We start from the raw sequence: 14,540 nt of genomic DNA on the forward strand, positions 1-14,540 counted from the left end.
TCTTTCACCCTTTCTACCATTTACTTAAGTGTCAGTGTGACAAATCTTAGTGGAAGTCACCCACACTCACACTAAGTAATTCAAACATATAAGTCTATCTTACTAAACAACTTAGTAAAATTCAAGTTTTAAAGGCTATTTAGCCCAAGTAATGACTGGATATTCAATTAAATTTATCGTAAAAAAGAAAAACCTACTTAAGTAGCATAAACTACCTAAGTAGGTTTATAAAATACTTAGTTATTAATTTTTCTTAAAAATTCAATCTATATTTCAAAATTAAGTTCTTATATAAATAATTACTCGATTCTAAATAATGTTTTAGATTAAGACCTACTTCAAAACTATGCTTTTGATTAAATTCATAAAAGAGCATTTGCTTTAAATTAATCCTTAAACCATATTTATCCTCTAACTCTAAAATTAAATTATAATCTATATCATTGAAAAAATTACGTTTATAATCTAACTTTAAACTATAATATCTTCTTAAACTACTATAACTTTTCCAGTTAATATTATAATCTAAGCTCAACCAATAATTAATAGCAGGATCATACTTAATAGAAATATTAGCTCCTTTTTCTATCAGTTCAAAACCACTAATCAAATAACTATCCTTGTTTTGACTTAGAGATAAATCATAGCTCCATTGATTACCTTCATAACTAAAAGCTAGGTTAGCCTTATCTTCTACAAAAGTATTAAGCATTGTAGCAGTTCTATATTCATTACTTCTATTATAGCTACCACTTAAAGCATAAACTCCATGATCATTTCCATAATAATCGATATTAATCCCCAAGTCAAAATCTTTATTAATCCAGCTACTCTTCCTTGATAGATTATTTTCCTTGTATCCTAAATTGCTCCTTAGCAGATACCTTCCTAAATTCTTATAACCTTCTAAACTAATATTATATTTCCCATTCCCTGAATCAAATCTAGACTTAAGTGCTTCAAAATCAGCCGACTGATAATCTAAATTAATAGTATAATCGATATCAAACAGATAGGAATTTAAATTCAAAGATACTGCTTCTCCTAACAAATCGTCTTCACTATTCTGTCCTATAATAGACTCTAAATATAAATCTAACTCATTTAAAGTATATCTATCAGCATAACTTAAATAATGATTCTTATCACCAGCTTCATCATTACTCAAACATCCTATCTTTCTACTATTATTTTGCCAAAATACCCCCATCACTTGATTACTATTAATTCTAAATCCTGAGCTACTGCTATTAGTTCCATACCAGACTTGATAATTATCTTTTTTAAGGTGAACGCCTGATAAATCTCCTCCATATAAAAATTTAGAAACAGAAGGGACTGAAGTCATACCTAGACTTATTCTATTATCTCCTTGCCTTAGCTTAAAGAGATAGTTATCATAGTCCCAGTCTGTTTCATCTATGACTATTCCCTCTGTAAAAAAGTATCCCTTGTCCAAGTCCATTTGAAATTCAAGCTCATAATCCTTGGTATTTTGACTATAATCAAGGCTAATATACTCCAATATATTACTATTATATTCTCCTATATCTAACTTTAACATATAATAACTATTACTCTCTGCTCTCAGATTACAACTATAATTAATTACTATCAATATTACTAAAGTTAATACTATATTCAGTCTAGATACCACTTGCAGCCTGCACCCAATCTGGAGCAGCTTCAATCTGATCTACAGGAGCATCATCTACATCCAAATAATTGATTACCATACGATCAATCAACCATTCACCAGAAACTTTAGTAAATTGAAAAGTAACTGTTCCATAATCAGTAACCAAAGGTCCTATATCTTCATTCTGTTCATAGACCAAAAAGTATACTATGGCTTTAGCAGAATTTTGACTTTCTGGAATTACTTTTAAATTCTTTGACTCCACTCCATCCTTTAAGATTAGACTTGTCTTTAAATCCAAATCAATATTGTAATAATGTTTGTACTGATATTCTATATCACTTTTTAACTCTTCGCTGACGAGATAATATACTCCTAGATGGTAAACGCCTGGCTGTTTGATAAAGATAGAACCCATCTCTGTTAATTCATCTTCTAACTTATTAAAGTCTTTTTTATATTCAAGGTCATATTCACTCTCATAAATAGTCAATATCTGATAACCTTCATCATGATTACTATTGAACAACGACATAATATCTTCTACAGTCCAATCATTTGCTGGATTCCAATTTACTCCCTCATTTTCTGTAGTCCAATTATCTCTAGGACTATCAAATTCATTATAAAGGAAGAAAGCTTCGATTTTATCAGCTACTGCTGCTGAAATTTCACCACTATTCTGTGTTGATTTGGTAGACTTGTCCGAAACTAAACATCCAGATAAACTTATAGCTAGCATAATTAAGAAGATCAATATCGATAACTTCTTCATTACTTCCCCTCCTTTGTTCCCATATTACCTTTAATAAATTAATAAACGTCCAAACCCAAAACCTTTTCTAGGTGTTACTGTAAAGGATAATTCTTTAGCTGGAAGTTCACTATATTTATCTTCTGCTAAGACTGTTACCTTATGATTTCCACCCAAAAATGGGGTCTTAGCAAAGATGATAATTCTACTTACAACCTCATTTCCATCTTGAGTATTAGTAATCTTGCTAATATAGTAATCCTTTTTAGTCTCTGTTACTTGCTCTCCAGCTTCAATTATAGTTTTCTCATCAATCTTAACAGTTAAGCTTGTAAGCTTAATCTCTCTATTCTCTTTAAAATCAATTCTTATCGTTGAAGATTCATTAACACTTAATTTTTCTCCATCATTAATATTAAATTCTATATCTGCTACTACATTTTGATATTCAAATAAAGCTAGGAAGTTTATCAACCCTGATCCATTTCCCCATTCATCTTGTATATCCATTTGTAAATTATATATACCATCAGCCAATGAAGATTTAGGTCTAAATTTAATAAGATAAACATTTTTGCCCTGATCTATCTCATTTTTGATATCAGTCTGCATTGTAGCTGAAATATTAGTTGGAATTGAATCTACAGTTAGAGGAATTAATGAATTAAGTAACTCACCTGCTATCCCTCCACTCTCACCTTCCTTTACAAATTCTATATGTCTAAGATCAGTTATATTTGAAATATCACTAATAATAAGTTGGAATTGTGGAATTGCAGTATATATAACACCAAAGGTACCATTGCTTGTATCTTCTATAGTTGTTGTCTTAGAATTATAGTACTGAATATTACTTATAATCTGTGGAGCAGTTCCATCTACTTTGAATCTGAAGGCTTTAATTTGAGTTCGCTGCTCATCTAAAGTTATACCTGCACTCTCAAGTTGAGCCTTGATGTCACCTTCTATATCATTATTTGTACTATCTAAATTTATACTTTGAATCTCACTGATCAAGTCAGGACTTATCTGAATATCATCAGCTATAATTATTACCTCATAGGTCTCATCTTCAAGTGATGAAATTAAACTAGCTAAATCCTCCTCTATATAATCGGTCTTTTTATCTAAATTAGTCTTATATCTATAGGTCCATGGTTGTCCTACATCTGCACCTGACCTAATTTGATACCTCACTTCTTCAGAGTTATGAACATCAAAGTACAACTTACCTCCGTTAGTACTAATTACCTTATCAACCTGTTTATCTTTATTATCTTTCAAGGTTATATTGTTAATTATTGGTCTATTTTCATTAACCTCTAACATAAATGTAAAACCCGTAACTCCAGGGGTAAGTGTATCGGTATCATTTACATTTCCAGAGATGTCAGTAGCAGTAACTCTTATAACATATTTACCCTCTTTTAAAGTTCCATAAGGAAATATAGTAGCAGTCTTTGTATTTTCATTATAATCAATTACTCTAAAGTGTACATCTACTACTTGATCAAATTGATCATCTGTTTCATATAGATAGTCATTGACTATATCATCTATAACTCTATCATCATCTACCTTAACCCCTCTAGTATTAATCAAATCTTCAGGTGTTAAAGAACCTCCTTCAAATCCTGAATAATTTTCACTAAAAGAAATTTTAATCTCTGGTTGGGAGTACTCTGCACTATTCGCTTTAACTATCTCAATTTTTTGACTATCAGTCGTTTGATTTAATATTTCTTTAAAGGAGACACCAGGAGTCACACCAATTACTTCAGGATCATCATCAACATCTAAAGCAAAATAATAGGTATGATCTGTTGGAGTCTCTGCCCCAAAAGCAGATGCCTTCATTCTTACAGCTATAACATTAAGTTCAGTGCCAGCTGGTAACTTATTTAATTCTTCTGTAAAAGGAGTAATATTATCTATTTGCCAATTTGTCTTTGTTATTCTCTGATTTAATATACCTGCAATATCAGATCCACCATCAATAGTCCTCCAAGTAGTATCTAAACTGATAGATCTATTTAAAGTATCAGGCTCAGTGTCTTGACTTGATCTAATAAATCGTTGATCAGCAATATCAGATTGAGCAGTAACATCAACTATCAAATCTGATTTGTTTTTTAAGTAATAAACCTTACCCGGATCAAGAATTCCATACTGAAAGTGATTTTCAACCCTTACATCAATTCTAGGAGATGCGTAGGAAGACTTGATAGTAAATGTTGCTAATGTTGGACCTTGTTGACTACCAAGTCTAACCTCATAAGTATTATTGATTGGCATATCACTAAAGAAACCATTTTTAAAAACGACCTTTCCATTAGATTCATCATACTCTATATCAGTACTACTATTCGCATCAGCCTCCAACAGGTCGTTACTTGTATTAATAACGTAAATATTTGGAGCATCAGCACTGAATTGAAAGAGTATAGTAACATCATTACTATATCCTTCCAACCTGGCTTCAGGACGAAATTCAAACTTTCTAACGTCTACCTCTTTTACAATATGCCGTGGTCCAATCTCAAAATCAGTTACTTTCCCTTCAACAAATGTAGCTGTTACAGATTTATTACTATCCATAAGGATATCGCCTTCTTGAGAGTTGATATCAAAATTAACATCCCCTCCCCAATGGTCAAATTCATAACCAGCATTGGCTACAGCTTTCAAATGTAGATTTGGATAAGTTCCTGTTACTTCTATCTCTCCATAATCAGTACTTGTGTTTAATTGATATTGCTCAGAATAAACTGCAGTGATAGTCTTATTACTATCCATAGTTATTGTTATAGGATTTGTAGTTCCTAAATTATTACCTAAATTATCTTCCCAGTGGCTAAATATATAAGCCGTATCAGGAGTAGCTGTTAACTCTACATTAGTCCCATCAGGATAATCAGCTTGATTAGGGTTCTTAGTTACAGTACCATGATCAGAATTAACAGTTAGGCTAAAAGCAAAACTAGTTCCTGCAAAAACAAAAATAAATGTAAATATTAATAAAATACCAATAAATAATTTATTTATATATTTATTCATCTAATCTACCTCCTTTTTTCACATAATAATTCTATAATATATTATTCTTTAGTCATACCTCATTTTCCTGTTAATCTGCCAAATAGTTTCTATTCTTTTTATTGGTACTGATACATTCATTTTAACATAAATAACAAAATAAAACACATTATATGTAATTAAGAATATTAAAACTATTTATCACCTTTTAAAATAAAACCAATAATTTTACTAAAAGAACAAAAAGCTAAGTGGTTAACCACTTAGCTTTTTTATAAACTCAATTAATTTGATAATAAATCCTTATCTTAGCACCTTCACCATACTCAAAATCAATAATACTAATCTTCTCTAATTCTACAATATTCTCTTCAGTAGATATATTTAGTTGAACTAATTTCTTCATAACAGTAGTTAAATTATCAAACTTCTCTTGACTTGCCAACTTTATCATTTCACTCTCATCAACCTCTACTACCTTAGTATCTATTGTAACAGTTTCTGCCATAGCTAAAGGAGTATGCAAAGCCAAAATTACTAAAGCTAAACAGAGTATAAATAACTTCTTCATTATAAACCCCTCCTCAATTTATTTATATATTCTATTACTTTAGTCAAATACCTCCATTTTTATAAAAAAAAGCCCCTGGATAATCCAGAGGCTTTTAGGTTAAAAGTACAACTTAGAAGTTAACACTTACTCCACCAGTAATGCTATTTACACTAAAGTCTTCAGTAGCATTTACAGCATTTACATAATCAGCTCTTTCAAAGTTAATTGTTGCTGAAGCAGAATCTGTTACCTTATATTCTAATCCTGCCTTAGCAGTAGTGAATTCTCCTTCCATTCCGTCATCTACTCTATCTTCTTTATCTGCCCAAGCATATCCAGCTGTTACATCTAACTTATCGTTAATTTGGTAAGATGCATCGATTCCAGCTTCTTTATTGATTCTTTCATTGTTATCGATATCATAGATAGCTGCTAATTGAGCAGTTGGTGCTAACTTAATTCCTGCTACATCAAATTCTGTACCATATGCTACACTTAATACCTTATCAGCTAAGTTATCTGTATTATCATAATCATAGATACCTGCTACAGTAATGTTTCCTAATTCTTTATTAGCTTCTAAATATCTAATTTCTTCTTCAGATTTTACTGCATATTCATATTCACCAAATACATTTACACCAAGAATTGTGTAAGGGTTATCTTTACTTACTTCAGCTGCTAAAGTAATTTCTTCTCCACTTGTTTCATCACTGTCAGCTGCATATTCATAATCTTCATATAATGCTGATACTTCTACTTTATCTAACATTGTGCTAGCTTTTACATCATAACCCTTCTTAGTACTTTCAAATCCATCATCTTCATCAGTATCTACTTCAATTCCTGTGAAGTTTTCAGTAGATTCAATATTTCCTTCTAATTTAATGAATCCTAAGTCTTTACTTGCACCTAATCTTGCTACTCTTTCATTCATATCTTTATCACTAAATGCTAAATCTCCTGTGAAGTCTACACCAGCTAAATTAAATGCTGTATCAAGACCTGCAACTATATTTCTATCAGTATTATCTCTAACTCCAACAAATAGATTTACAGGTAAGTTAAATAAGTTATCCTGTTTTATAGCTATATCTCTTGTATCATCACGTTGACCTACTGCAATTTGAGAGTTTCCTGCATTAAATATTACACCATCAATATCATCATCATTGAAGTATAAATAGTCTTTCCATTCTAGACCTTGTTCATCACCAATTGTAGCAACAAAGTCTTCTGTAGTAATAGAACCAGAAATTTCATCTAATTCTAATGCTGCTTCACTCATTCCATCTTCGTCATTTCCATAGTTTCCAAAGTAATTTCCTACTGCTAACATATTTAAGTCAGCAATTACTCCATCCTTTTCAATATTTACATTTAAATCAGTAAATTGCTTAAAGTAATCTTCAGCAGTAATCATATCATCATCATCATAATCAGTTGCATCTACATAATCATCATCATCATCATCTAAGTCCTTTGTAAATGGATCTTTATAAACAACTGATTTTCCATCTTCTCCTGGCTTTACACCATTTCCTTCAAGCTCTACATCTTTGTATTCTACTCCAGTCTTACCAGAGATAGTTACAGCTGATGAATTAGACAATTTTTCATTGATTTGAGCTAATTCAGCATCAAATTCTTCTGCTAAAGCTGTAATTGCTTCTACAGCCTCTGCACTTACTTGATTATCTCCAGTTTCTACTTTTTCTAATACTCTAGCTGTTAAAGCAGCAACCTCATAACGAGTTAAATCTTGAGCAGCTTTATAAGTTCCATCTCCATATCCTTCTAATAATCCTGCTTGAGCGGCTTTTTGAATAGCATCATAAGCCCAATGCCCTTCGGGTACATCATTAAATGGATTTGCCATTGCTGGTACTGACATTGTAAATAATAATGCTAATGTTAAAAAGCTTGTGATTAATTTTTTCATTATTAATATTCCCCCTAGGTTGTTTTTAGTGTGTTTAGTAGTATTTTTCTTAAAATTATATTGGATATTTTAGCTTCTACTACATAACTTGGGGGGTATTTCCGAAGTTGAGTGGCCGTGTTTCCTCAATTCTTCCTTACTCCCTTAAATATGTTAGTTTTCTACCAAAGTATCCTTGTTAAGTTTACCATCTTAAACTGAAGGCTCTACGGGGGACACCTCCTTTCTTGAGCAGAATAAGTATTTATTAAGATGATAAAGCTTAAACACAAGTTAAAAAAACAGTGTACAGTGTACAATTTACAATGTACAGTTATAGACCTCTTTTTTCGACAAATTTCGACATTAGAGGTTAAAAAAATTCAAAGCTTATATCATAGCCTTTTTTCAAATCTTAGAAGCTCATTATTGGAAATCATTAAGTAATCAATAGTGAGAACTAAGACTATTAAAATCTTAGTGATTTTCAACAATCAATCTCTAAAATATTTTATGTTATTTCTTGTTTATCATTAAAAAACATTAAGTATTATCAACCTTTATAAGCTAATTATAACATAAATGGCTTTAATAGCAAGTGGTAAAAGTATGAAATTGATTCTCTCTTTTAACTGCTCTTTGTAATATACTTATTCAACAGTTCCTTCTCAAATCCTTTAAGAAGGTTTATCCATTCTTTTTAAATTTAAGTAATTAATTGTCATTTATCTTCATATAATATTTATATTCTAGGGGATAGTTATAAATCCTTTTGGTAAGTATAGGGGAATAAATTAGTTTACAGTGTACAGTTGACGGCTGACAGTTAAAATCAAAAACTCATACCTCACCCCCTAGCCCCCTACGAGTAATACAGTTCAATTACTCTTCGTACACAACCAGTCTCTCCTTAACTAATGAGAGGGGGGAGCTGGAAATCGTTGTTTTTATTCCCTCTCCTCAGAGTAGGAGAGACTGGTTTTGTATGAAGGGTTGCTAAACCCTGAAGGGCTAGGGTGAGGTATGAGCTCTAAAAATATCATAATATCCCCATATTCAAAAAAGAAAAAACCCCTAGGATAAAATATCCCAGAGGCTTTAATTAATCTCTTTAGATTTAATTAGAAGCTAACAATTAACTTAGTTTTGATAGAGTTACCTTCTCCATCTTGAGTATCAGCTGAATTACTTCCAGTAATATATTTAGCTTCAGTGTCCCAGCTAATATTATCAGAGATTTTTTGCTCTAAACCAGCTGCTAAATAAGTATATTTAACATAATCATTATGATCCTTATAAGTTTCAGAAACATCATCAGCAGATTGATTAACTAACTTAGCAGTTAAAGTAGTAACATCACTCATTGCATACTCAGTTCCTAGAGTAAATACAGTGATATCAGTACCTTCCATATAGCCATTATTAGTAGTAAATTCTACACTAGCAGTATTAGTAAATGCTCCATTTACATTGTCTAAAGCTAATTCAAAAGTATTTTTCTTTTCAGCTTCATCAGCATGGTCTACTACAGTATAGTCAGCCTTTACAGTATTGTTAGGATTTAGTGCAAAGTCAGCACCAAGATTGAACTTGCTATAGTCACCTTCATTTTCTTCAAGGTCAGCTTGAGGAGCAGCTGCAAATTTCTCTCCAACAGTCTCAAACTCACCACGTACAGTTACTATATCAGTAGCTTGGTAACTAGCACCTAAGTTGAATAGAGAATCACTATCATCAGTAATATCATTTTCCCAACTGTTGAATACAACTTCACCATTAACAGTAAATACATCAGTTACATCAACAGTAGCAGCTACAGCTAAATCAGTGATTTTATTAGCTGCTCTTACATGATATAACTTTCCAGTAAAGCTACCATTATCAAAGTTCTTAGTAGCACTTACACCATAGTAATCATCAGTCTTGTCACCATCTTCACCTACTACAAAAGCCTTAACAGCATAATCAGCAACTGCTGTACTTACCTCTACACCTTCCATATCTTCTTCATCAATAAAGTAAGAGTCAACATCATAATCAGCTAAATCTCCTGCTTTCAATGTAGCAAATTCATTGCTAATTGTTAATAAAGCAGTATCAAATTTTAACCCCTCTGTATCATCATTTTCACCTAATTCTACATTATTATCATAAGGTACACGAGTAGCCTTAGCAAAACTATTAGTGATAGTGTCAACAGCTAAGTCAAAGCTAATATTATCAACATTTCCTGCGATATTTAAACCGATGTTTTGGTAAAATGCTCTCTCAGCAGGAAAGTCATCACTATCATCAGCTAAGTCTAAATCTAAAGCATCACCATCAGCCCATAGTTCAGCAGTTGTATCTGCATCCTCCCCATAGTGACCAACTTCAAAAACAGTCTCAACCTCTCCAGTAATCTTCACGTTGTCTTCAGCTGCGAATGCTGGTACAGCTAAAGCCATAACTAAAGCAATAGTAAGTAATAAAGAAATCTTTTTCATTGTTGTTTTCCCCCTTATGTTCTTATAAAGTTGCTCAAAGCTATTTAAATTTTAATAACTTCCTAAAATTATATTACAAATACCATATTACTCTTAAGTAATTCCACCCCCCTTGTAAGTCCTAAGTTATTAAGATAATTAAAACTTTACTATACTTAAATAGATTAGTTACTCTAATAAAATTTTAATTATCCTTACCTAAAGAATAAATTTAAATATCTTCTAATATTGACTTATATAATTATAATACAACAATAATTTAACCATGTCAAATATTTCATTAAAAAGAATAATTAAATATATATCTCTAAACATACCTGATATTACAATCATACTTATTTTTTAAAAAATTAATCCAAAAATTATTAATTTACTTCAAATTTTTTTGCAATTATTAAGATGACTTTCTGCATAAATACAAGTTAAATATATAGTGTTTTATAATATTTAATTTATAAATAATGAAATTACACCTAAAATTTTGAAATCTTTTTTATTTATATTAATTTTATTAGATTATTATTACTTATAACCAATGTTAATAATTATAATAATTGTAATAATATATCTTATTTGAAGGATGGATTATCTGCAAAAAATAAAAAACCCCTAGGATAAAATATCCCAGAGGTTTCCAGCTAGATTAAACATTAATTAAAATGCTAATTCAACTCCAGCACTAATAGTAAATGTATTTAAATCGGCTTCAATTCCATTAAAATCAAGAGATTCAATTTCATAATTAGCTTCGGAAGTGAAAGTTAAGCTATCACTTAATGGCATTTCGTACTTAGCATATGGCTTAAGTACAGTTTCTGTTAACTCATTATCATTTGAATCACTACCAGTTCTATAAGCATACTCTCCACCTACAGCTAATCCTTCAACAGTAGCAATTTCTAATTCTACATATGGCTTGATAGCGAAGACAGTAGCATCATAGTCACCCTTTTTATAGTAAACCAATAACTGGTCACTATCATAATCTAAGCCAATTTTATCATCAAATTCAAATCCAGCACCTGTAACTCCATACTTTAAGTTACCTTTAACAACTTCTAACTTAGGAGTTACTTCTAAAGTAGTAGCAGCATCATCAGCTTCAGATTTTTTCTCAATTTCAAAGCTATTATCAGCAGTAAAAGTTACATCTTCAGCAATAGCTTGCTCTATATTGAAGTAAGGCTTAATAGTAACTGTATTTGTAGTATCTTCATTGTCATAAACAAATTCTACATCAGATTCTACTCCAACAGTTCTTCCTTCAGCAACTACTACTTCATAATTAGCGAATGGATTAACAGTTAGCTTTTTATCAAACTCATCAGCGCTACCTGTTTTCTCCATTTTAATATTATTGTCAGAACCAACAGTTAAGCCTGGAGCTACCTCCATTTTATAATCTCCATAAAATTTAAATCCTAAATCAGCATCGTTGTCTCCTGATTTAACAATCATGTAATCTACATCATCATCAGCAGGGTCAGTCCCCTTAACACCTAAGCTTACATTCTCAATTCCAGTGTACTCAAAGTTAGCTGCAAATTTAAAAGTATTGAAATCATTAGCATCAGCATCACTATAATCATTATTTAGAACATACTCCTCTAAAAATAATACATTTAGAGCAGTATCAACTGGCATAGTAGTAACATCCATGTCAACCTCAGCAAGAGTAAATGTGATTTTTGCCTCAGTATCCTCAGTATCTACAGTTTCAATTTCAACCTCAGATTTAACAGTTCCTTCTACACCTTCAGCAGCAAATGCTGGTACAGCTAACGCCATAACTAAAGCAAACGTAAGTAATAAAGAAATCTTCTTCATTATTATTTCCCCCTTATTCTCTTATAATAATATCTTTTCAATTTTCAAATATTTTTTTCATTCTAAATCTAATTCCTAAGTTCAATCTGCGGCTTATAGGGGTTCACCTCCTTCTTTGCCTTTATTTAATAAAATTTTTCTATATAATTTAAATTCTATGCAACTAACCAAACTCCTTTATTTTATTCTGTTTTTTATTAAAAAAAATAAATCAAAATTAATAACTAGTTAATTTTACAAATAGTTAGTATTTTTAATGTAATATATTAAATTATATATAATTTAATATATTATGTCTTATATAGTATTATATTATTTTATTGTTAATTAGAACCTTTATTTTTTTGTTATATTTTGAATTATCAGACAATTGTTCTTTGGATGAGCTTATTCCACTGTCTTTATACTTACAGCAGAAATGATACTATAGAATGATATTGCGGCAGTTTTATAGTTAAAAATTAAGTTCAAAACCTCACACCTCACACCTTAATCCCCTTACGAGTAATACAGTTCAATTACTCTTCGTACACAACCAGTCTCTCCTTAACTAATGAGAGGGGAAACTCTTTTTCTTTTACTTTTCTCCCTTCTCCTAAGAGTAGGAGAAGGGTTGGGGATGAGGTGTAAAAAGTGTCGCAATATACCCTTATCCGATACTCTATTAAACTTAGGGATATAACCATTAATTACACATAAGAAAAAGAGAACTAAGTGAATTCACTTAGTTCTCTTTATTAAAGCTATTTAAATACCTTAAGACCAATATAACAGCTACATAATCATCTACTGGTTCTGGAGGCATTTGCATTGTAATAGGGAGTAACCTTCTCCAACCCCTCCTAGGGTTATCCTGCCAATAATATTCTCTAGCTTCTAAAGTAGAGTGGGATTCATCAATTATATGAATATTTTTAAAGAGACCTTCTAGCTTAGAAGCTATATTGTTACTTTTAGTCCCATCTCCCAAGACAATCTCTTCAATATCATAGTCTTCTTTTAATACCTTTAGTTTATCTATAAGACTATTAGTTTTTATAACCTCTTTAAATCTAATATTTAGTTTTTGATCTACAACTGCTAAGCCACACTTATCCTTTCCTGGGTCAATTCCGATTATCATTATCATCACCTGATATCTTAAATTCTATATTATCTCTTAGATTATCACTACGCCAAATATCATCAATTGCTACTATTTCAATCTTGATAGATTTCTTTTCTAATAAAAGTTTATCTATTATTGGATAAAGACTAATCAAGCTAATTTCTCCTTCCTCAACCTCAGAATCAACTAATAACCCATCACTGATAACTTTTTTATTCAGACTATCTAGCAAGAGATACAACTCCCTTTCAATAGATGACAAGTCATCACTGGGTTGTATATTAGCCATTAGGATAGTATCTCCTTGATGGTAGACTTTATAATCTTCATAAAGATCAAAATTGATAGATAGCACTTCATCTTTGAAGGTATTCTTAGCACTTAATAATCTTAAAATAACTCTACCCTTCTTCTCTTTCAAAATATCATGCAACCTATTCAACTCTTGAATATTATATTCAAGAATTTCTTTATTATCTTTAATCTCAATACCTGCTTGCCTAGCAAGCCTATCTGCTTCTTCTAATAAGTTATCAACCTTATTCTCTATCTTATCTGAGGATTCTTCTAAATCTATTGATTCTTCAATTATAATCTCACCCTTTTGATAGACAATATCACCAGTCAATGAAGATAAGTATCTTCTACCAAATAGACTGATATTATAGGCTAAATTATCAACCTGTTCAGTTAAAGAACTTTTTTGTAAAGTTAACTTCTCCACTTTATCCTCTAACTCTAGTTTACTCTCTTGAACAACTTGATATTCTTTCTTCAACTTTGTTAAATTTGATTCTAAAACATCTTTATCCTCTTGTAAGATAAGCAAATCGCTAACCTTCTTCTCAATATCACTTCGTAACCCTAATAATTCATTATTTTTAGATACTAAACTCTGATTTAAAGCTGATAAACGCTCTAGCATTGCTTCCATATCAAATAAGGCCATTCGAACATCCTTAGAAGCTCCCATTAAAAGTAATAGAGAAGCCAGAGCAATTAAGATACCTGTACCTACAGTAATCACTATCGAAGTATGCTTAGGACGCAATCCAAAGAGGGATAACCTCTTCTTTCCTATCTTCATTCCAATCTTATCACCAACATAAGCTATAGTTCCTGCTACAATAACTAGAGCCAACAATAATTTTATTCCATACATACTACATCCTTCCTTTCAGGATAGTGTACAGTTAAATCTTATAAAAAAATAAAT

At 30.9% G+C, this 14,540-nt stretch carries 9 protein-coding genes; all 9 read right to left on the reverse strand.

Going from position 1 to position 14,540, the window contains the following annotated elements; all coding sequences use genetic code 11:
- Nucleotides 1-253: 253 nt before the first annotated feature.
- The 9 genes from U472_RS14775 to U472_RS14815 all read right to left on the reverse strand — a co-directional run bounded on the left by U472_RS14775 (nt 254) and on the right by U472_RS14815 (nt 14,486).
- Nucleotides 254-1,657 carry a hypothetical protein gene (locus U472_RS14775; protein WP_068719503.1) on the reverse strand — a complete coding sequence of 468 codons (1,404 nt, stop codon included), beginning with the start codon at nt 1,655-1,657 and terminating at the stop codon, nt 254-256.
- Entirely contained in the window at nt 1,647-2,414 is a 768-nt protein-coding gene (locus U472_RS14780; RefSeq protein WP_068719504.1) for a hypothetical protein, read from the reverse strand. Before U472_RS14780 ends, U472_RS14775 begins: the two co-directional genes overlap by 11 nt.
- Before the next feature lie 30 nt (nt 2,415-2,444).
- Nucleotides 2,445-5,450, reverse strand: coding sequence for an InlB B-repeat-containing protein (locus tag U472_RS14785; protein ID WP_068719505.1), 3,006 nt, complete (start codon nt 5,448-5,450; stop codon nt 2,445-2,447).
- A 259-nt stretch (nt 5,451-5,709) separates the two neighbouring features.
- Entirely contained in the window at nt 5,710-6,000 is a 291-nt protein-coding gene (locus tag U472_RS14790) for a hypothetical protein (RefSeq protein ID WP_068719506.1), read from the reverse strand.
- Nucleotides 6,001-6,112: 112 nt separating this feature from the next.
- Nucleotides 6,113-7,924, reverse strand: a complete 1,812-nt coding sequence (locus U472_RS14795; protein ID WP_068719507.1) for an outer membrane protein — start codon at nt 7,922-7,924, stop codon at nt 6,113-6,115.
- 1,100 nt (nt 7,925-9,024) lie between these two features.
- On the reverse strand, nt 9,025-10,389 hold the full coding sequence (locus tag U472_RS14800; RefSeq protein WP_068719508.1) for a hypothetical protein: 1,365 nt from the start codon (nt 10,387-10,389) through the stop codon (nt 9,025-9,027).
- A 654-nt stretch (nt 10,390-11,043) separates the two neighbouring features.
- Nucleotides 11,044-12,216 (reverse strand): hypothetical protein, encoded by a 1,173-nt coding sequence (locus U472_RS14805; protein ID WP_068719509.1) that lies wholly within the window; start codon nt 12,214-12,216, stop codon nt 11,044-11,046.
- A 724-nt stretch (nt 12,217-12,940) separates the two neighbouring features.
- Nucleotides 12,941-13,339: a Holliday junction resolvase RuvX gene (gene ruvX, locus U472_RS14810; protein WP_068719510.1), complete on the reverse strand. Its 399-nt coding sequence runs from the start codon at nt 13,337-13,339 to the stop codon at nt 12,941-12,943.
- Nucleotides 13,323-14,486 (reverse strand): DUF3084 domain-containing protein, encoded by a 1,164-nt coding sequence (locus tag U472_RS14815; protein ID WP_068719511.1) that lies wholly within the window; start codon nt 14,484-14,486, stop codon nt 13,323-13,325. Before U472_RS14815 ends, ruvX begins: the two co-directional genes overlap by 17 nt.
- Nucleotides 14,487-14,540: the final 54 nt, after the last annotated feature.

This window comes from Orenia metallireducens, from assembly GCF_001693735.1.
GTDB lineage: Bacteria > Bacillota > Halanaerobiia > Halobacteroidales > Halobacteroidaceae > Orenia > Orenia metallireducens.

Bases quoted from the DNA above. Each gene is read 5' to 3' on its own strand.
- U472_RS14800 (WP_068719508.1), bottom strand. From the start codon at position 10,389: ATGAAAAAGATTTCTTTATTACTTACTATTGCTTTAGTTATGGCTTTA.
- U472_RS14815 (WP_068719511.1), bottom strand. From the start codon at position 14,486: ATGTATGGAATAAAATTATTGTTGGCTCTAGTTATTGTAGCAGGAACT.
- U472_RS14805 (WP_068719509.1), bottom strand. From the start codon at position 12,216: ATGAAGAAGATTTCTTTATTACTTACGTTTGCTTTAGTTATGGCGTTA.
- U472_RS14780 (WP_068719504.1), bottom strand. From the start codon at position 2,414: ATGAAGAAGTTATCGATATTGATCTTCTTAATTATGCTAGCTATAAGT.
- ruvX (WP_068719510.1), bottom strand. From the start codon at position 13,339: ATGATAATCGGAATTGACCCAGGAAAGGATAAGTGTGGCTTAGCAGTT.
- U472_RS14790 (WP_068719506.1), bottom strand. From the start codon at position 6,000: ATGAAGAAGTTATTTATACTCTGTTTAGCTTTAGTAATTTTGGCTTTG.
- U472_RS14785 (WP_068719505.1), bottom strand. From the start codon at position 5,450: ATGAATAAATATATAAATAAATTATTTATTGGTATTTTATTAATATTT.
- U472_RS14795 (WP_068719507.1), bottom strand. From the start codon at position 7,924: ATGAAAAAATTAATCACAAGCTTTTTAACATTAGCATTATTATTTACA.